The organism is Streptomyces sp. NPDC047072 (assembly GCF_040643855.1).
Classification (GTDB): domain Bacteria; phylum Actinomycetota; class Actinomycetes; order Streptomycetales; family Streptomycetaceae; genus Streptomyces.
Genome location: NZ_JBEYVC010000003.1, coordinates 71,350 through 90,224 on the forward strand (window position 1 = coordinate 71,350; position 18,875 = coordinate 90,224).

The window sequence follows — 18,875 nt, forward strand, 5'->3', positions numbered from 1 at the left end:
CAGGCGATGGGTTATCGGAGGAAGGAGAACTGGTCAGCGGGAGATCTCGGCGACGAAGGTGGACCAGGCCGTCGGGGAGACGGTGAGGTGGGATGTGGGGGGCTTGGCTCTTGAACCAGTGGAGTTCGGCGGCGTTCATAGTCTCCCCAGCAGTTGCTCCATGAAGGCCAGCGACTCCCTCGGCGTGAGAGCGTCTCTGATTAGCCAAGCGAACCTATGCGGGCCGTCTGGTCCGGTATGGGTTCTGCCCACTTTGGTGGGGTGGCGTGGGCGTGCAGGTGGAAGCCTGCGCCCAGTGCTGCCCCTCGTGGCCGGTGTCGGCTTGTGGGTGTGCTGATCGTCGTCACGCCCTGGTGCCGGTGGGCTGCGCGGGGCAGTCTCGTGCGGTCCGTGTGAGCGTGTCCCTCCGGACGCTTGCCCACCGGGCCCGAGGGGCCGGTGGGGGAGGGTGCCCCGCGTCGCCTGGGCACGGGGCGTGGAGTGCGGCGCCGGGTGGATCCGGTCTTCGACCGGTCCCGGCGGGCTTCGGTCGTGGCCTGTTGGACCACGGCGGTGGCTTCGAGCCTGTCGACCACGCTGCGGATGGCCATCGCGCCGCTGGCGCGTTCGGTGGCGGTTTTGGTCTGGTGGGTGAGGCCGCGTGCGGCGATACGCTGCCATGCCCCCATGTCGCGGTCGCCCTGCCAGCGGCAGTCGAGGTTGGGGCAGAGAGCCCATTTCCAGCCCGGTGTGGTGGGCCGGTCGGGGGCCTTGCGGTGGCGCAGCGGGACCAGGCAGCGGGGGCAGTGCCGGGAAGTGCCCCGGGCCGGGACGGTGACGACGGCGATGCCCGCCTCGGCGGCCAGATGCCGCATCCGGTCCACGATCTGCCCCCGGACCTGTTGGGACAGGCGGGTGTTGAGGGTGCGGCCCATGCCCCGGGCCTCCATCGAGCGCAGGTCCTCGACATAGATGACACTCGCTCGGGCGGTGATGGCCTGGTCGACCGCCCAGCGCGCGGCGGCCCAGGCGAGTGCGTCGTTGAGGTGGGAGCGCCGGTTGTCCACATGCCGGCTCTCCTCGGCCAGCACGGCGTGCCGGCCGGTCAGACGGTGGCCCTCGATGTTGTTGATGAGGCGGTGGTAGTGGTCGGTCCTGGCGTGCAGGTGCTCGCTCTCGCGCCGCAGCCGGTGCTGTTTGGCCAGCACCCCGGCTGCGCGGAACTGGGCACCGGTTCCAAGGGCGGTAATCGTGCCGTTGTCGTGCAGCCTGACGGCTCCCGCGCTGAGCAGGGTGTTCAGTCCCCAGTCCACGCCGAGCGCGATGGTGTGTCCGGTGCGCAGGTCCGTGGGCACTGCGTGCGTGTGGGCGAGGTCGGCGTGGACCCGGCCCTGGTGGATGCGCAGGGTGGGCAGGTGCAGCACCGCGCCGGGCGGGACGGTCGGCGGCAGCGCGATCGGGCAGGCTACCCAAGCCCAGTCCGCATACGAGCGCGGGTCGGGCCGGGTGGGCAGCTGTAGCCGCAGCAGCGCCCGCCCCGGGTCACCACGGGTGAGGGTGGCCTGCTGGCCATCACAGGCGGACAGCAGCAGCATCCGCGCCACCCGGGGCGCGGCCTCCAGTTCGAACACATCGGCCGGCATGCGGCCGTGCCTGCCCGCGAAGGCCGCGATCTGCCGGGTCCGGGATCTGATCACACCGGCTGGCAGGTGTCGGCCGTCAGGGACGGCCTCGCGGACGGCATCCCACTCGCCGGGGGTGCGCCTGTCCGGGTCAGCAGGCCACACCGCAAGCACCCCGGCGGTCAGACCGGCCCGCCACTTCGCCGATCGCAGCAGGCGCCCCGCCTGTTCCTGAGCCATGCGCACGATCCGGTCATTGACGCGCACGCCCTCAGCCGGGGCGGCACTCCAGCCCAACCGCCGCAGCGCCATCCACGCCTGCGACGGCAGCGCCCTGCCCCCGGCATCCACACCCGAGGCCAGCGCCTCCACATCGGCCGAATTCCAGTGCGCGGCCAGCAGACCGGCAGCCATCCCGGACACCAGATCCGCAGCCCAGCCCACCCGCTCCGCAAGCACCGAGGCCGACAGCACCTCGCCCGACTTCTCCACCACCCCCGCCCGCAGCAGACCACGGGCACAGGCCGTGCGGGCCATCTCCCCCTCACCCAACGGCAGCCTCCGGCTCACCGGCCCCTCCTCCCTCACCCATAGTGCTGTCATCCGATCAACGACACGCATACGGAAAGGTCACGCATTCGAACCACACACTCCAATACGACGCCGTCAGAGCGCCCGATCGCCGTTCCGTCCTCGAATTTCAGCATCTGGATCAGCCCGTGCACCCCACCGTGCTCCTCCAGGCCGGTCGGCATGACCTGAAGCGACACGTTCCGCAACTGTGCGACCTCCAGCAGGTGTTGGAGCTGTCGGCGCTGCACGTCCTTCCCGCCGTAGGGGCGCTCCAGCGTCACCTGTTCCTGGATGAACAGGAGCATCGGCGACGGCTCCCGGTCGAAGATCGCCTTGCGCGACATGCGTGCGGCGATCCCGCGCTCCACCTCGTCCTCCGAGTAGGCGGGCAGCACCATCTCGAACAGCGCTCTCGCGTGGTCCGGGGTCTGCAGCAAACCGTGCAGGTTGTGGTTGTTGTAGGTGAGCACCTCCACCGCCCGCTCCTCCAGCTGCGCCAACTCCCGTACCTTCTTCGGGTACCGGGCCTTCCACATGTCCTCCATGAACGCCTTGAGATGCCCCTGCGCCTTGAGGACCTGATCCGCCCGGTCCAGGAACTCGGGGCGGGGAATCCGCTGCCCCCGCTCCATCTTGCGGATGATGTCCTCGCCGTAGCCCATGAGTTCACCGAAGTCGGCCGCCCGCATCCCCGTCGACTCCCGGCACACCTTGAGCAGCCGTCCCACCGCCTGGACCAGCGGCTCGATCTCGTCCCCCGGCTCGACATCCCAACCGGCCTCGTCCGCACCCTCGTTCATGCCCCACCTCCACCGCGCAGTCGTACCCGGACAACTCCCGGGACAGCCGAGACAGCGCAGGACAAAGCCAGGACAGTCACCGTGAGCACCCGAGTCGTCACTGATCAACGGAAGCAGATTCCGCCACGCTGAGTGACATGAACCAGGAACCGGCCATCCCCCCCGAAGAACTCCGACTACGCCGCAAAGGACCGACTTCGCCACCTGAAGGCGCCACAGCGCTGGAACGAGGACGGTTTCTGGCAGCAACACGCGATCGAGAAGGTCGGCGGCGCCAGGTCCCACGAACGGGATGCCGGGGCGATCGGTCCTGTGCGGAGCGGAACAGCCGTTCCCACCCCCCGCCCGTTCAGGCACGATGCTCCGATGACCCTTCCCGCCGCGGCCCCCGCCGTACGCTCCTACCGCCCCGAGGACGCCGACGCCCTCGACGACATCTGTGTCCGTACCGCGCACGTCGGGCGGGATGCCCGGCCCCACTACACGGACCCCGGTGTCTTCCCGGTGACCTTCGCGCGGCCGTATGTCGCGTTGGAGCCGGAGTTGGCCTTCGTGTTGGACGGTGGGGAGGGGGACGTCGGGTACGTCCTCGGTACGGCGGACACCGCGCGGTTCGTCGGGGACTTCCGGGCGAAGTGGCTGCCGCAGGTCTCGGAGCGGTACCCGGCGCTCGCCGGTCCGCCCCGTACCCCCGAGGAGGAGATCGTCGCCCTGCTCCACACCCCGGAGCGGATGCTCGTACCGGAAGTCGCCGATTACCCCGCCCACCTGCACATCGACCTGCTCCCGCGGTGGCAGGGGCGCGGGTACGGCCGGGCGCTCATGGACACCTTCCTGGACGCGCTCCGGAACCGGGGCGTGGCCGGCGTCCATCTGTCCATGCTCACCGCGAACATCCCCGCCCGCGCCTTCTACGACCGCCTCGGCTTCCACGAGGTCGCCGTGCCGGACGCCGACGCGAGCGTCACCTACCTCGCCCGCGACCTCAGAACGTGACGTCCCGTGCCTCCACCACCCCCGCCTTCCGGCCCGGTGCCGACTGCCAGCGCCAGTAGAGGTTGGTGTGTGCGATGACCTGGTCCGGCGGTGGGGCGCCCCACTTGCTGGTGTCCTCGGTCGTGTGGGCGTCGGCGACGAGCGTGACGTCGTAGCCGCGTACGAAGGCGCCGTGGAGGGTGGAGCGTATGCAGGCGTCGGTCGACGCGCCGGTCACGACCAGGTGGCCGACTCCGGCGCGGGCCAGGACGGCTTCCAGGTCGGTGTCCTCGAAGGAGTCGCCGTACAGCTTGTGGATCAGCGGTTCGCCGTCCTGGCGGGGCAGTTCGGCGACGTACTCCCAGGCTTCGCTGCCCTTGACCAGCTCGTCGTCGGAGTGCTGGATCCAGACGACCGGGACGCGCTGCTCCCGGGCCCGGTCGACGACGGAGCCGATGGCGGCGACGACCTCGTCGCGCTGGTGCGCCTCGGCGACGACGCCCTTCTGGACGTCGATCACGAGTACCGCAGTGTGTGGTCGTGCCGAGAGTGTGGTCATGTCCCTCACGCTAGACCGCGCCACTGACAATCGCCCCCGCCGCAGGACGCTTCCTGCGGCGGGGGCGATGCGGGTCAGACGCGGGCCAGTTCGCGGTCCTCGTCCGGGTCGGAGTCGTGGTCGGAGTCGTGGTCGGCGTCCTTGTCGGACTCCGTGCGCAGTGCCTCGCCCTCGACGTCCACGTTGGGCAGGGCGCGGTCCAGCCACTTCGGGAGCCACCAGGCGCGCTTGCCGAGCAGGGCCAGGACCGCCGGGACGATCGCCATGCGGACGACGAACGCGTCGAAGAGGACGGCGATCGCCAGCGCGAAGCCGATCATCTTGATCATCGACTCGCTGGAGCTGATGAAGCCTCCGAAGACGGCCATCATGATGACCGCGGCCGCGGCCACCACCCGCGAGCTGTGCCGGAACCCGGTCACCACGGCCTGGCCGGGGGCCTCGCCATGGACGTACGCCTCACGCATCCGGGTCACGAGGAACACCTCGTAGTCCATCGCGAGGCCGAAGACCACGCCGACCATGAAGATCGGCATCATCGACATGATCGGGCCGGTCTCCTCGACGCCGAGCAGGCCGCCGAGCCAGCCCCACTGGAAGACCGCGACCACGGCGCCGAGCGCGGCGAGCACCGAGAGCAGGAAGCCGAGGGCCGCCTTCAGCGGGACCAGGATCGAGCGGAAGACCACGATCAGGAGGAGGAAGGCGAGGCCCACGACGAGTCCCAGGTACGGGATGAGCGCGTCGGTGAGCTTCTGCGAGAAGTCGATGTTCATGGCGGTGGTGCCGGTGACCAGGACGTCGGCCCCGGTGTCGGCCCTGACGTCGGCGCCCTGGTCGCGGATCGCGTGCACCAGGTCCTCGGTCTGCGTCGAGGACGGCTTGGAGCCCGGGATCACGGTGATCGTCGCGGTGTCGCCGGCCTTGTTGAAGGTCGCCGGGGTGACCGTGGCGACGTCCTTCATGTCCTTGATGCCGTCGGTGACCGTGGTGGCCGCGGCCTTCGGGTCGTCGCTGTTCTTGGCGTCCACGACGATCATCAGGGGGCCGTTGAAGCCGGGCCCGAAGCCCTCCGAGAGGAGGTCGTAGGCGCGCCGCTGGGTGGTGGACGTCGGCTGCGAGCCGTCGTCGGGCAGGCCCAGCTCCAGCTGGGTGGCGGGCAGGGCGACGGCGCCGAGGCCGACCACACCGAGCAGCAGGACGGCGGCGGGACGGCGTACGACGAAGCTCGCCCAGCGGACACCGAGGCCGGGCTTCTCGGGGGCGGCGCTCTTGACATCGGCCCCCTTCTTGCTCCGCTTCTCCCCCACAGGCCGCACCTTGCGCCCCGCGTACCCGAGCAGCGCCGGGATCATCGTCAGGGCGATCAGTACGGCGACCACGACCGTGCCCGCGGCCGCGAGGCCCATCTTGGTCAGCATCGGCACGTTGACGACCGCGAGGCCGGCCAGCGCGATCACGACGGTGAGGCCCGCGAAGACCACCGCGGAGCCCGCGGTGCCGACGGCCCGGCCGGCCGCCTCCTCGTGGTCCTTGCCGTCGGCCAGCTCGCCCCGGTACCGGGAGACGATGAACAGCGCGTAGTCGATGCCGACCGCGAGGCCGATCATCACCGCGAGCGTGGACGTGGTGTCACCGAGGTCGAGCGCCTTGGCGAGCGCGGTGATACTGGCGGCGCCGATGCCGACGCCGATGATCGCGGTCAGCAGCGGGAGTCCGGCCGCGACCAGCGAGCCCAGGGTGAGGACGAGGACGACCGCGGCGATCGCGAGGCCGATGACCTCGCCGATCGCGCCCGCCTCTGCGGTGGACTGGAGCGCGTCACCGCCCGCCTCGACGGTCAGCCCGGCCGAGCGGGCCTGGTCTCCGGCCTCCTCCAGGGCGTCCCGGGTGGCGTCCTTGAGTTCCATCGCGGGGGCGTCGTAGCGCACCGAGGTGTACGCGACGGTGCCGTCCTTGCTGACCGCGTTCGTCTTGTACGGGTCGGTGACGGAGACGACCTCGGAGCCGTCGCCGAGGGTCCGCACGGTCTTCTCGACGGTCGCCCTGTTGGCGGCGTCCGTCATCTTCTCGCCCTCGGGGGCCTTGAAGACCAGGCGCCCGGTCGCGCCGTCCGCGCTGGCCCCGGGGAAGCGCTGTTCCAGCAGGTCGAAAGCTTTCTGTGCCTCGGTCCCGGGAATCGAGAACGAGGTCGATCCGGCGGCGGGCGCGGCGATCGCCCCGGCGCCCACGGCCGCCAGCAGGGCGACCCAGAACAGGGCGACGAGATGCCGTCGTCGGAAGGAGAGCCGGCCGAGCCGGTAGAGGAAAGTGGCCACGAGGGCGTAACTCCCGGTCAGGTCGAAGACATACAGGGCATGGGTGATCAGCCCGACGACGTGAGCGGGTACGTCAGGTGGAGGGCTTGCTGGGGAGGTCGTGCTGTCAGTCGCGGGCGATGCCGAGTGCGGGGAGCACCACGGCGTCGATGTACGACAGGAGGAACGCCTGGGTGGGCGGTTGCTGCTCGATGAGGGTGCGGGCGGCGAACCCGCCGAGCATCATGTGGATCATGAACCCGATCGCGGGGTTGTCCGGGTGGATCTCGCCCCGGTCGACGGCCCGCTGCACCACACGGTGGAACTCGGCCATCTCCGGTTCGATGAGGTGCTCCCGGAACGCGTTCATGAGTTCCGGGCTGCCGTGCATCGCCATGGCCAGCCCCCGCATCAGCGCGGAGTTCTGCTCCATCTCGCAGTCGTCCGAGCGCATGGTGAGGGCGTGCAGGTCGCCCTTGAGCGACCCGGTGTCGATCTCGGCGAGGCCCATGCCGCCCGGCTTGTTGTGCCGTACGGCCTTCGCCACCAGCTCGGCCTTGCCGCCCCACTGGCGGTAGAGCGTGGCCTTGCTGGACCGGGTGCGGGCGGCGACGGCGTCCATGGTGAGGGCGTCGTAGCCGACCTCGCGGAGCAGGTCGAGCACGGCCTCGTACAGCTCGGCCTCGCGCTCGGGGGTGATCCGACTACGACGCGCCGTTGCGACCTCAGTCACCCTTGTCACCCTCTTCCACTCCGACGACACTCCGAACGACACGGTTTCGTACGTGACGAATGTAGCGCACCTCTCAACGAAACGAAACTGTTTCGTTCGTGTCGTAGGTCACGCAACGGCAAAGCGATGGCCCGAGCGCCCGGATTTTCCATAAGTTGCTCCGGTCCATCCCCCGGAAAAGCATGGGGAGGTGAGCTATCTGCGCCTCCCCCATCTGAGCGGCGACCTGCTGTGCTTCGTCGCCGAGGACGACCTCTGGCTGGCCCCCCTCGACGGGCCGGGCCGCGCCTGGCGGCTGACCGTCGACCGCACCAAGGTCGGCCACCCCCGCTTCTCGCCGGACGGCCGCCGGATCGCGTACACGAGCTGGCGCAGTCTGGTGCCGGAGATCCATCTGGTGGACGTGGACGGCGGGCCGGGGCGGCAGCTCACCCACTGGGGGTCCGCCGACACCCAGGTGACCGGCTGGACCCCGAAGGGCGACATCCTCGCCGTCGCCTCCCACGGCGAGCCCTTCTCGTACTTCACCTGGGCCTACAAGGTCCCCACCGACGGCTCCCCGGGCCGCAAGCTCCCCTGGGGCCCGGTCTCCGACCTCCAGGTCGCCGACGACCGCAGGACCCTGCTGCTCACCGGCACCCCGCCGCACGAACCGGCCGCCTGGAAGCGGTACCGGGGCGGGGCCACGGGCCGGCTGTGGCTGCACGGCGAGCGACTGCTCCCGGATCTCGCCGGCCACCTCCACTCCCCCATGTTCGTCGGCGGCCGGATCGCCTTCCTCTCCGACCACGAGGGCGTCGGCAACCTCTACTCCTGCGCCGAGAACGGCTCCGACCTGCGCCGCCACACCGACCACGACGCCTTCTACGCCCGGCACGCGGCGAGCGACGGCACCCGGGTGGTCTACCAGTGCGGGGGCGATCTGTGGATCGTCGACGACCTGTCCAGTGGGCCCCGCAGACTCGACGTCCGGCTGAGCGGGCCGCGCGCGGGGCGCCGTACGTACCAGGTGCCCGCCGCCCAGCACGTGGACGGCATCTCGGTCGACGAGACGGGCCGGGCGAGCGCCGTCGTCGTGCGCGGCAGCCTGTACTGGCTGACCCACCGCGACGGCCCGGCGCGCACGATCACGGACACGCCGGGGGTACGGGTCCGGCTCCCGGAGATGCTCGGCTCGGTCGGCCAGGTCGCGTACGTGACGGACTCGGAGGGCGAGGACGCGATCGAGATCGCATATCTGCCGAGGGCCACGGGGGACCGGGAGCCGCGCCGGCTGGCCTCGGGTGAGTTGGGGCGGGTGTTGGAGATGGTCTCCGACCCAGGGGGCGAGCGGCTGGCCATCGCCTCGCACGATGGACGGCTGCTGCTCATCGACGCGACCGAGGACTCCAACGGCGAGGTCACCGAGGTGATCCGGTCGGTGAACGGGCCGGTGCGCGACCTCGCGTTCTCGCCGGACGGCGCCTGGCTGACCTGGTCGCACCCCGGCATCGGCCGCTCCCTCCGCCAGATCAAGATGGCCCGGATCAAGGACCGTTCGATCGTCGACGTCACCAACGGCCGCTTCGAGGACGAGAACCCGGTCTTCACCCGGGACGGCCGCTATCTCGCCTTCCTCTCCTGGCGCGGCTTCGACCCGGTCTACGACGTCCACACCGGCGACCTGTCCTTCCCGCTCGGCTGCCGCCCCTACCTGGTCCCGCTCTCCTCGGCCACCCCCTCCCCCTTCGCGCTGAACCCCGAGGGCCGGCCCGCCGCCGGGGGCCTGGACCCGGTCTCCGACGACGAGGGCGGCGACGGCGGTGCCGTGACCGTGGAGATCGAGGGGCTGGAGAGCCGGGTGACGCCCTTCCCGGTCCCGGCCTCCAAGTACTCGGCGCTGCACCCGGTCGCGGGCGGCGGTCTGGTCTGGCTGCGCTGGCCGATCTCGGGCGCGCTCGGCGAGACCTTCGTCAACCCGGACGACACCTCCGAGCGGCCGACCCTGGAGCACTTCGCCATCGGCAAGGCGAAGAAGACCGAACTCGTCGAGCACCTCGACTGGTTCGCGGTCAGCGGCGACGGCTCGCGGCTGGTCGTGGTCGACGAGGGCGAGCTGCGGGCCGCCCCCGCGACGGAGTCCGGCGACGGCGACTCCGTCGTCTGGATCGACCTGCGCCGCATCCTGCACGAGGTCGACCCGGCCGCGGAATGGCGCCAGTCGTACGAGGAGGCGGGCCGTCTGATCCGGGCGTACTTCTGGGATCCGGGCATGTGCGGCATCGACTGGGACGCGGTCCTCGACCAGTACCGCCCGCTGGTCGAACGGGTCGCCTCCCCCGACGAGTTCGCGGACCTGCTGCGCGAAGTCCTGGGCGAGCTGGGCACGTCCCACGCCTACGTCACCCCCGCCCGCCGCAACGAGGGACCGCCGCACTACCAGCGCCGCCAGGGCCTGCTGGGCGCGAACTTCGTGCTACGGGAAGGAGGTTGGACTCTGAAGCGGGTGCTGCCCGGCGACTCCTCGGACTCCAAGGCCCGTTCCCCGCTGGCCGGTACGGGCATCCGGGAGGGCGCGGTCCTCACCCATGTGGACGGCCGCCCGGTCGACCCGGTGACAGGCCCCTACCCTCTCCTCGCCGGGGCGGGCGGTACGACGGTGGAGCTCACCTTCACCCCGGCGGAGGGCGAGGCGGGCCGCGCGCGCCGGGTCGCCGTGGTCCCGCTGCTGGACGAACGCCCCCTGCGCTACCAGGACTGGGTGGCCAAACGCCGGTCCGTCGTACGGGAGTTGAGCGGCGGCCGCTGCGGCTATCTGCACATCCCCGACATGGGCGGCTCGGGCTGGGCCCAGTTCAACAGGGACCTGCGCATGGAGGTCTCACGCCCGGCCCTGATCGTCGACGTCCGCGGCAACGCGGGCGGCCACATCAGCGAACTGGTCGTGGAGAAACTCACCCGCACGATCCTCGGCTGGGACCTCACGAGGAACGCCCAGCCGGTGTCGTACGCCTCGAACGCCCCCCGAGGCCCGGTGGTGGCCCTGGCCGACGAAGCAACCTCCTCCGACGGCGACATGATCACGGCAGCCTTCAAACTCCTGAAGCTGGGCCCGGTCGTGGGCCAACGCACCTGGGGCGGAGTGGTCGGCATGACCGGCCGCCACCAGTTGGGCGACGGCACGGTGATCACGGTCCCGATGAACGCGGCATGGTTCGACGAGTACGGCTGGGGCGTGGAAAACCGGGGCGTGGAGCCGGACTTGGAGATCCTGCGCACACCGCTGGACTGGGCAGAGGGAAGGCACGCCCAGCTGGACGACGCGGTGCGCTTGGCGCTGGACCTTCTGGAGACGAACCCCCCGGCAACTCCCCCGAACTACAACGACGTACCAAACCGTTCACGTCCAAAGCTGCCGCCCAGAGAAACCCCCTAGGGGCGCGGGGAACTGCGCGACAAGCCCCCACACAGCCGCACCCGACAACAAAACATGGGGCGCCCAGAAAATCCGGGCACCCCATGCCAAGAACCGAGCAACTACATGTCGTAGTCCTGGTCCATCCGATCCTGCTCCTCGCGCTGGAGCCGCTCGGTCTCCTCGTCCCGCCGCTGCCCGCGCTCCTGCTGGCCGCGCTCCTGCTGTCCGCGCTCGCGCGCCTGCTCGGCCTTCTCCTTGGCCTGCTGGCGGAACTGCTCGGACTTGTCCTGGAACTGGTCCTTCATACCCATGTGGGTTCACTCCCGTGGGGGTGAGGGGAAGAGCCCCGGTCCGGGGCCACGACCAGACAAACACGCGGGAACGAAGCACGCATTTCGATCAGTTACGCTGCGTAGCCCGAGCCTCCTCGTCGGCCGCCCCACCTGCACCGACGAGCCCCACCCGCATGCCCGCCAACCGGTCCCCGAACCGCCGCATCTCGCGCTGCCCGACCGTCCCGATGATCCCCGGCAGATACCCGCGCACCCCTTGCATCCCGCGCAGCCACCACTGCCCGTACACATGGCTGGACCGCCGCTCGATCCCGGCCACGATCCGCTCGACGGCGGGCCCCAGCGGGTACGTCTTGTTGGCCGGCCACGGCAGCCGCTGCCGCAGCTCCCGCATGACGTCGTCCTGGTCGGCCCCGCGCACCATGTCCGTGTCGGTCCACGACAGGTACCCGACCCCGACCCGCACCTCCCGGTACCCGACCTCGGCCCGCAGGCTGTGCGCGTACGCCTCCACGCCGGCCTTGGACGCGCAGTACGCGGTCATCATCGGCGCCGGGGTGATCGCGGCGAGGGAGGCGATCTGGAGCAGATAGCCCCGGCTCTCCGTCAGCACCGGAAGGAACGCCCGGGCGGTGACCGCCGACCCTATGAGGTTGACCTCTATCACCCGCGCCCACGCCTCCGGGTCGGAGTCCACGAACGGCCCCCCGGTCGCGACACCGGCGTTGGCGACCACGATGTCGACCTTCCCGAACCGCTCCTTGACCTCCGCGGCCACCCGAGCCATCGCCGCGTGGTCGGTGACGTCGGCGTACCAGTGGTCGCTGTCGCCGTGCAGCCGCTCGGAGAGCTGCTTGAGCGCGTCCGGCTCCAGCCCGACCAGCGCCACCTTGGCGCCGCGCGCCGACAGCTTGCGGGCGAGCAGTTCGCCCACGCCCCGCGCCGCTCCGGTGACGACCGCGACCTGTCCTTCGAGACCGACCCTGCTCATGCGCCCTCCTTGACCTGGACGTAGGTGGTGACGAGTTCCCGGATCTTCGCGGTGACCGCCTCGGGCGCCTCGACGGGCGTCATGTGGCCGAGTCCGGGCAGTTCGGTGACGCCGAGGCAGTTCGGCAGCGCTGCGGCCAGCCGGTGTGCGTGCACCGGCGGGGTGAGCCGGTCCGCGGTGCCGGTGACGATCGCGGTCGGCGCCGCCAACTGCCGTACGCCGTGGTCGAGATCGAGCAGATCGAGCACCTGCGACCAGGCGTAGCGCACCCGGCGCGGGCACGCGTGGACGATACGGGCGCACGCCTCGACCATGTGCGGCGCCGAACCGGGGCCCATCGTCCCGTACTTGAGGATCTTCAGGGCGACCGGCGTGACCGGCCCGAGCGGGGCCCGCGAGCCGAGGATGTGCTGGGTGAGCCGGGTGCGCAGCCGTCCCGGTCGCATCGGTACGACGGTCGACTCGGCGACCAGCCGCGAGGAACCGGTGCTGCACAGCAGGACGGCCGCGGCCCGCTCGCGGAAGACGGCGCGTTCGGCGGAGGCCATCACCGTCATTCCGCCCATGGAGTGCCCGGCGATCACGGCCTTCTCCCCCTTGGCGAGGGTCGCCTCCAGTACGGCTTCGAGGTCGTCGGCGAGCCCGTCCGTGGTGCAGGCCGGGCTCGCGGGGCTGCGTCCGTGGCCGCGCTGGTCGTAGGCGATGACCTTGTGGTCGACGGCCAGGTCGCGGATCTGCGCCGCCCAGAAGGCGGTTGAGCAGGTCCAACCGTGGGCGAGGACGACGGCGGGGGCGTCCTCGGGGCCGTGCACCTCGACGTGCAGCCGGGCGCCGTCGGCGGAGGCGACGGTGAGTTCGCGGGCCGCGGCGGGGGGTGCGTACGGTCCGGAGGAGACGTGCGTCAGTCGGCTCACGCGGCTTCCACCTCCGTCCGCTCCGTCCGCGCGGGCACCCGCAGCACCTCGTACTCGGCGAGGTCCACGCGGCGGGTCGCGCGCCGGAACTCCGTGGTCGTACCGGGCCAGATGGTGGTGTTGCGGCCGCTCGCGTCCTGGTACCAGCTGGTGCAGCCGCCGGTGTCCCACACCGTGCGCTTCATGCGTTCCTGCACGCGCCGGTTCCAGGCGGCGACGGCGGCGGGGCGGGCGTCGAGGGCGGCCCGGCCACCGAGGACGTCGAGCTGCCGTACGAAGTCGGCCATGTAGTTCAGCTGGGACTCGATCATCAGGATCATCGAGGAGTTCCCGAGGCCGGTGTTGGGCCCGATGATCGTCATCCAGTTGGGGAACCCGGCCGCGGAGGCGCCGCGCAGCGCCTCCATCCCGCCCTGCCAGGCCTCGGCGAGGGTCCTGCCGTCCGCGCCGACGACCCGGTCGGCGATCGGCATGTCGGTGACGTGGAATCCCGTACCGAAGACGATCGCGTCGACCTCGGCCGCGGTGCCGTCGGCGGCGACGACCTTCGGTCCGCTGACCTCCTGGAGCCCGCTGGCGACGACGTCGACGTTGGGCTGTGCGAGCGCCGGGTAGTAGGCGCTGCTCAGCAGGATCCGCTTGCAGCCGATGCGGTAGTCGGGGGTCAACTTGGCGCGCAGGGCCGGGTCCTTGATGGAGTGCGCCATGTTGCGCTTGGCCAACTGCTCGACGGCACCTAGTTCGTTGGGGTGCTTGGTGAACGCCTGGACCTGCAACTCCCGGATGCCCCACAGCAGTCCGCGTCGGGCCTGGGAGGTGAAGGGGAGCTGCCGGTGCAGCCAGCGCTCGGCGCCGGTGATCGGACGGTCGACGCGGGGCATGACCCAGGGCGCGGTGCGCTGGAAGAGGGTGACGCGCTCGGCGAGGGGCTGGATCGCCGGCACGATCTGGATCGCGGACGCTCCCGTCCCGACCATGGCGACCCGCTTGCCGGTGAGGTCGTAGTCGTGGTCCCAGCGGGCCGAGTGGAAGACCTTGCCGGGGAAGGAGTCAAGGCCCGGGATGTCGGGGATCTTGGGGTCGGAGAGCGGCCCGGTGGCGGAGACGACGAGGTCGGCGGAGAGCGAGCCGGACGCGGTCTCGATGTCCCACCGCAGCTTCTCGGCGTCCCAGGTCATCCGCTTGACCTCGGCGTTGAACCGGATGTGCGGGCGGATCCGGAAGACGTCGGTGACGTGCTCCAGGTAGGCGCGGATGTGCTCCTGGCCTGAGAAGGTGCGGGGCCAGTCGGGATTGGGCGCGAAGGAGAACGAATACAGATGGGAGGGCACGTCACAGGCGCACCCGGGATAGCTGTTGTCCCGCCAGGTGCCGCCCACGCTGTCGGCCCGTTCCAGCACGACGAAGTCGGTGACGCCTTCGCGCCGCAGCCGTACGGCGGCCCCCAGCCCGCCGAACCCGGATCCGATCACCGCCACCCGCACATGCTCGTGTTCGGCCATGCCGATGCCCTTCCCAGTGCGACTCCGCCAGTGAACACTGGCGCAATGGGAGCGTAGAGCAGCTCCGTACCGATGGGTAGGGGTCGGGGGCAGGCAAGTTACCGGCGGTACGACATAGGGTGCGGGCGTGACGGAGAAGCGTGAGTACCGGATGGAGGAGCTGGCCCGGCTGGCCGGGATCACCGTGCGCACCCTGCGCTTCTACCGCGAGCGCAAGCTGATCCCGCCGCCGCGCCGCGAGGGCCGTATCGCCTGGTACGACGACCACCACCTGGCCCGGCTGCGCACGATCGCGGCGCTTCTGGACCGGGGGCACACCCTCACCGGGATCGCGGAGCTGGCGGAGGCGCTGGACCACGGGCGCGATGTGGCCGACGTCCTGGGCGTACCGCTCCCCACGGAGGAGGAGCCGGTCCGCCTCACCCCCGAGGAACTCGCCGCGCGCTTCGAGGGCCAGGTCACCGCGGAGAACCTCGCGACGGCCCTGGACCTCGGCTACCTCGGCACCGACGGCGACGACATCGTCCACATCAGCCGCCGCCTCCTGGACGTCTCCTCCGCCCTGGTCCGCGAGGGCATCCCCCTCGCGGAGGTCCTGACGGCGGGCAAGCGGGTCCGCGAACACGTCGACGCGCTCGCGGAGATGTTCACGGAACTGATCCTCCGCCACGCAACGGAGAACGACCTCCATCGACTACGACCCCTGGCACGGAGTGTCGTAGAAGCGGAGCTTTCGCTGGCGCTGGACAGGAAGTTGGGGCGACTCACCAGTAAGCAGAAATCACAGTGATCACACCGCTAGAGTGAGTTCGCAAACGCCGGTTCGAACCGGCGGGCTAATCGCGAACACCTGTCCACTCTGGGAGTACAGTGCCCAAGCATGCCCTGATGAAGGTCGCCGTCTGCACCACGCTCTTTTACCTCATAGGCATTACCGCAGCGCATGCGGAGTGCATCTGGTAGCCAGGAGCTGCCGTAGCTCCTCCGCCTCGGCGACCACCCCGAGCCGCTGGTAGAGGGCCAACGCGTGTTCCGCATGGGTGCGGGCGGACGGGATGTTCCGCAGCGAGAGACAGGTCCGGGAAATCCCCGCGAGGGCGTGCGCGGAACAGAGGGAGTAGCTGTACTTTCTCGCTATCTCCAGCGCACTCCGATAAGTCTCCAACGCCTCGTTCCACCGCCCCACCCGATACTGCGTGTCCGCGACTCCCAGAAGCGCCCTCTGCCTCTCGTATGAATTATCGATTCTCCGAGAGACTTCCTCCGCCGCGCGGAAATGGCCGAGCGCGTCCTCCGGCCGCCCCGCCGCCGCACACGTCTCGCCCAGGCAGATCAGCGTGTTGATCTCACCGATGGCGTCCCCGCTCGCCCGATGCCCCTCCAGGGCCCGGCGGAAGTAGGGCAGTGCCTGGTCGGGCCGGCCGGTCGCGTTCAGGACGGCGCCCAGGTTCATCTGCACGATCGACGTCTCCTTGCGCCCGCCGACGGCGCGTATGAGTTCCAGAGCCCTCTCGTAGTGGTGGCGCGCCTCCGCGTAGCGCTGCGTGGCCAAGAGGACGTCACCGGTGTTGTTCCAGGCGGTCGCCTCGCCGGACACGTCCCCCAACTCCCTGTTGATGTTCAGGACCGCGGTGAAGCGGTGCATTGCCTGTTCGTACTCCGCGCGGTGGACCAGGGCCGTGCCCTGGACGTTGAGGGCCGTGGCCTCCCCGTGCCGGTCGTCGGTTCGGCGGTAGAGGGTCAGGGCGCGGTCCAGTTCGCGCAGGCAGGACTCGCCCCGGCCCGCCCCCAGGTGCGCGCGGCCGATCTCCAGCAGGGCGTCCGCGCGGCCCCGGTCGTCGTCGAGGTCCTCGGACAGGGCCAGCGCCTCGGACGCGGCGGCGAGCGCCGCGGTGTGGTTCTCCCTCGCCAGGACGCTCGCCCGCTCCACCAGGATCTGGGCGAGCGCGGCCCGGTCACCGCCCGCGCGCAGCTCCCTCAGGGCCGCCTCGTGGAGGTACGCCGTGATGTCGTGCATGCCCCACCGCTTCAGGGAGTCGGCGAGCACGTGCGGGAACAGCGCGGCGAAGTCCGGCAGCGCGTCCGCCGCCGTACGCGCCACGGCCAGCAGGTTGCCCCGCTCCACGGTGAGCCAGACGGCGGCCCGGTCGGCGGCGGCCCCGCTGTCGTGCGCCGTGGCGAAGTCGAGGGCGTACGTCGAGCGCAGCTCCGCCGGGACGTCCCGTCTTCGGCGCCGCGGGTGGGCGAGCCGGTCCGCCCGGTCGGCGGTGGTGAGGTAGTACGCCGTCAGCCGCCGCAGGGCCTCGCGGCGGGCCGGTTCGGGGTCCTCACGCCGGCCCAGCCGGGCACCGAACGCGCGGGCGAGGTCGTGCAGCCGGTACCGGTCCCGGACGGGCTCGTCCAGCAGGTGCCGGTCCAGGAGCGCGTCCGCCGCCCGCCGTACGGCGCCCGGGTCACGGTTCCCGGTCAGCGCGGTCGCCGCCTCCAGGGTGATGTCGGGGCCGGGGTGCAGCGCGAGGCGGCGGAACAGCCGACGGGCCACCGGGCCGAGGTCGACGTAGGAGAGGTGCAGGGCGGCGGCGACCCGTGCGTCGAACTCGTCCAGCCGGTCGTCGGCCCCGGCCAGCCGGTCGGCCACGTACTCCAGGTCCCAGGTGGCCCGGTGCCGGAACCGCCCGGCCAGCAGCTGGACCGTCAGCGGATGGCAGCCGCACATGTCCACCACCCGGGACAGCAGGGCCGAGTCCGACACCCTGGCCGCGCCCGCGATCCGGGTGAACAGCGCGGCCGCCTCGGACACGGACAGCACGTCCAGGGGCAGGAAGCCGGCGCCGTCGAGTTCGGTGAGCGCGTTGCGGCTGGCCACGATCGCCCGGCAGCCCGGCGATCCGGGCAGCAGCGGCCGTACCTGTTCCACGTCCCGCGCATTGTCGAGGACCAGCAGGACCCGGCGGTGCGCGGTCCACTCCCGCCAGCGCGCGGTCCGCTCGTCGAGCGTGGCGGGCAGCGGGTCGGGGACGCCGACGGCGTGCAGCAGGAAGGCCAGGGCGTCGGCGGGCTCGTACGGCGGCTGATCGCTGTAGGCGCGCAGATCGACGTAGAACTGCCCTTGTGGGTAGAGAGGGCGCAAAAGATGTGCCGCATGGACGATCAGCGCGCTCTTTCCGACTCCGGGCATACCGTGCACGACGGTCAGCGGCAGCGCGGTGCCGGGTTCCTCCGGGGACGGCTCGGCCAGCAGGAAGCCCAGCTCGCTCGCCCGGCCGGTGAAGTCCCGGGTGTCACGCGGGAGGCTGCTGCCGCTCCCGCCGTCGGCGACCTGAGGGCGTATCGGGGCGTCGAGCGGTACGGCGGGCGGGCTCGCGGTCGTCGGGGTGTCCCGCAGGGCCGGGTCCTGGCCGAGGATGCGGACGTGGAGCTTCTGGAGTTCGGCGCCGGGGTCGATGCCGAGGCCGTCGCGCAGCCGGCGCCGGGTGGTGCCGTAGAGGGCGAGGGCCTCGTCGTCGCGGCCGGAGCGGTGCAGGGCCAGCATCAGCGCGGCCACGGCCTGCTGGGCGAGCGGGTTCAGGGAGACCAGCTCGTGGAGCTCGCCCAACAGGTCGGCGTGGCGGCCGAGTTCGAGTTCGAGGCGGATGCGCTCCTCGCGGACCCGCCGGTGGTCCTCCGCGAGCCGGGCCCGCGCCGAGGCCGCCCAGTCGCCGGTGAACTCCGCGAACGGCTCCCCGCGCCACAGCGCGGCCGCGGTGTGCAGCAGCCCCACGGCGTACTCCCGCTCCCCGCGCCCGGCCGCCGTCCGCGCCTCGGCGCGCAGCCGCTGGAACCGTACGAGGTCCACGTCGTCCGGGTCCGCCACCCGCAGCCGGTACCGGCGCGGTGAGGTGCGCTCGACCTGCGCCAGGGTGCCGACCGCGCGGTCGAGACGGGTGCGCAGCCGGGAGAGGTAGGTGCGCAGGGTGTCGACGACGGTCGGCGGCGGATCCTCGCCGTCCCAGACCCGTTCGACCAGCGTGTCCACGGAGACCGGGTCCCCGTGGGCGTGCAGCAGCACGCCCAGCACACAGCGCTCTTTGACCGATCCGAGCGGATATGACCGCCCCTGGTGCCACAGTTCGAGAGGCCCCAGCGCGAGTAGGTCCACCACTTCCCCCAGGCGGTTCCGCGGAGCGTACGGACACCTGTTCACTTTTTACGGTGCCGCAGTACGGCGAAGCGGCCGCAGGGAGCGGAACAGGGCGCACGG

Annotated in this window: 13 protein-coding genes; 3 read left to right on the forward strand and 10 right to left on the reverse strand. The window is 71.1% G+C overall.

Going from position 1 to position 18,875, the window contains the following annotated elements:
* Window positions 1-200: 200 nt before the first annotated feature.
* Window positions 201-2,171 (reverse strand): zinc ribbon domain-containing protein, encoded by a 1,971-nt coding sequence (locus ABZ896_RS02155; RefSeq protein ID WP_360920462.1) that lies wholly within the window; start codon window positions 2,169-2,171, stop codon window positions 201-203.
* A gap of 29 nt (window positions 2,172-2,200) precedes the next feature.
* Window positions 2,201-2,974, reverse strand: coding sequence for a helix-turn-helix transcriptional regulator (locus ABZ896_RS02160; protein WP_360920465.1), 774 nt, complete (start codon window positions 2,972-2,974; stop codon window positions 2,201-2,203).
* A 366-nt stretch (window positions 2,975-3,340) separates the two neighbouring features.
* Here ABZ896_RS02160 and ABZ896_RS02165 point away from each other — a divergent pair, with 366 nt between their 5' ends.
* The gene (locus ABZ896_RS02165) at window positions 3,341-3,970 is read left to right on the forward strand and encodes a GNAT family N-acetyltransferase (RefSeq protein WP_360920468.1); all 630 of its coding nucleotides are present in this window, start codon (window positions 3,341-3,343) and stop codon (window positions 3,968-3,970) included.
* On the opposite strand, the gene ABZ896_RS02170 is transcribed toward ABZ896_RS02165, so the two are convergent.
* From ABZ896_RS02170 to ABZ896_RS02180, 3 genes are all read right to left on the reverse strand, one after another.
* On the reverse strand, window positions 3,960-4,508 hold the full coding sequence (locus tag ABZ896_RS02170) for an isochorismatase family protein (RefSeq protein ID WP_360920471.1): 549 nt from the start codon (window positions 4,506-4,508) through the stop codon (window positions 3,960-3,962). The two genes, ABZ896_RS02165 and ABZ896_RS02170, sit on opposite strands and share 11 nt — an antisense overlap.
* 74 nt (window positions 4,509-4,582) lie before the next feature.
* Window positions 4,583-6,826, reverse strand: coding sequence for an MMPL family transporter (locus tag ABZ896_RS02175; RefSeq protein WP_360920474.1), 2,244 nt, complete (start codon window positions 6,824-6,826; stop codon window positions 4,583-4,585).
* Between the two features lie 106 nt (window positions 6,827-6,932).
* Window positions 6,933-7,538 carry a TetR/AcrR family transcriptional regulator gene (locus ABZ896_RS02180; protein ID WP_360920476.1) on the reverse strand — a complete coding sequence of 202 codons (606 nt, stop codon included), beginning with the start codon at window positions 7,536-7,538 and terminating at the stop codon, window positions 6,933-6,935.
* A 190-nt stretch (window positions 7,539-7,728) separates the two neighbouring features.
* Here ABZ896_RS02180 and ABZ896_RS02185 point away from each other — a divergent pair, with 190 nt between their 5' ends.
* On the forward strand, window positions 7,729-10,953 hold the full coding sequence (locus ABZ896_RS02185) for a S41 family peptidase (protein ID WP_360920479.1): 3,225 nt from the start codon (window positions 7,729-7,731) through the stop codon (window positions 10,951-10,953).
* A gap of 101 nt (window positions 10,954-11,054) precedes the next feature.
* Here ABZ896_RS02185 and ABZ896_RS02190 read toward each other — a convergent pair whose 3' ends face one another.
* The 4 genes from ABZ896_RS02190 to ABZ896_RS02205 all read right to left on the reverse strand — a co-directional run bounded on the left by ABZ896_RS02190 (window position 11,055) and on the right by ABZ896_RS02205 (window position 14,635).
* On the reverse strand, window positions 11,055-11,246 hold the full coding sequence (locus tag ABZ896_RS02190) for a hypothetical protein (protein ID WP_360920482.1): 192 nt from the start codon (window positions 11,244-11,246) through the stop codon (window positions 11,055-11,057).
* An 88-nt stretch (window positions 11,247-11,334) separates the two neighbouring features.
* The gene (locus ABZ896_RS02195) at window positions 11,335-12,219 is read right to left on the reverse strand and encodes an SDR family oxidoreductase (RefSeq protein WP_360920485.1); all 885 of its coding nucleotides are present in this window, start codon (window positions 12,217-12,219) and stop codon (window positions 11,335-11,337) included.
* Window positions 12,216-13,133 (reverse strand): alpha/beta hydrolase, encoded by a 918-nt coding sequence (locus ABZ896_RS02200; RefSeq protein WP_360920487.1) that lies wholly within the window; start codon window positions 13,131-13,133, stop codon window positions 12,216-12,218. Before ABZ896_RS02200 ends, ABZ896_RS02195 begins: the two co-directional genes overlap by 4 nt.
* A complete protein-coding gene (locus ABZ896_RS02205) occupies window positions 13,130-14,635 on the reverse strand; it encodes an NAD(P)/FAD-dependent oxidoreductase (protein ID WP_360920490.1) in 1,506 nt (501 codons plus the stop codon). The genes ABZ896_RS02200 and ABZ896_RS02205 overlap by 4 nt, the downstream gene beginning before the upstream one ends.
* Before the next feature lie 127 nt (window positions 14,636-14,762).
* Between ABZ896_RS02205 and ABZ896_RS02210 the strand changes: the two genes are divergently transcribed.
* Window positions 14,763-15,425 (forward strand): MerR family transcriptional regulator, encoded by a 663-nt coding sequence (locus tag ABZ896_RS02210; RefSeq protein ID WP_360920493.1) that lies wholly within the window; start codon window positions 14,763-14,765, stop codon window positions 15,423-15,425.
* A gap of 141 nt (window positions 15,426-15,566) precedes the next feature.
* Here ABZ896_RS02210 and ABZ896_RS02215 read toward each other — a convergent pair whose 3' ends face one another.
* Window positions 15,567-18,818: a tetratricopeptide repeat protein gene (locus tag ABZ896_RS02215; protein ID WP_360920496.1), complete on the reverse strand. Its 3,252-nt coding sequence runs from the start codon at window positions 18,816-18,818 to the stop codon at window positions 15,567-15,569.
* Between the last annotated feature and the right edge of the window lie 57 nt (window positions 18,819-18,875).

What these genes read in the sequence shown, in the direction of transcription:
- ABZ896_RS02160 (WP_360920465.1), bottom strand. Translation starts at nt 2,974, where the DNA reads ATGAACGAGGGTGCGGACGAGGCCGGTTGGGATGTCGAGCCGGGGGAC.
- ABZ896_RS02165 (WP_360920468.1), top strand. Translation starts at nt 3,341, where the DNA reads ATGACCCTTCCCGCCGCGGCCCCCGCCGTACGCTCCTACCGCCCCGAG.
- ABZ896_RS02170 (WP_360920471.1), bottom strand. Translation starts at nt 4,508, where the DNA reads ATGACCACACTCTCGGCACGACCACACACTGCGGTACTCGTGATCGAC.
- ABZ896_RS02190 (WP_360920482.1), bottom strand. Translation starts at nt 11,246, where the DNA reads ATGGGTATGAAGGACCAGTTCCAGGACAAGTCCGAGCAGTTCCGCCAG.
- ABZ896_RS02195 (WP_360920485.1), bottom strand. Translation starts at nt 12,219, where the DNA reads ATGAGCAGGGTCGGTCTCGAAGGACAGGTCGCGGTCGTCACCGGAGCG.
- ABZ896_RS02205 (WP_360920490.1), bottom strand. Translation starts at nt 14,635, where the DNA reads ATGGCCGAACACGAGCATGTGCGGGTGGCGGTGATCGGATCCGGGTTC.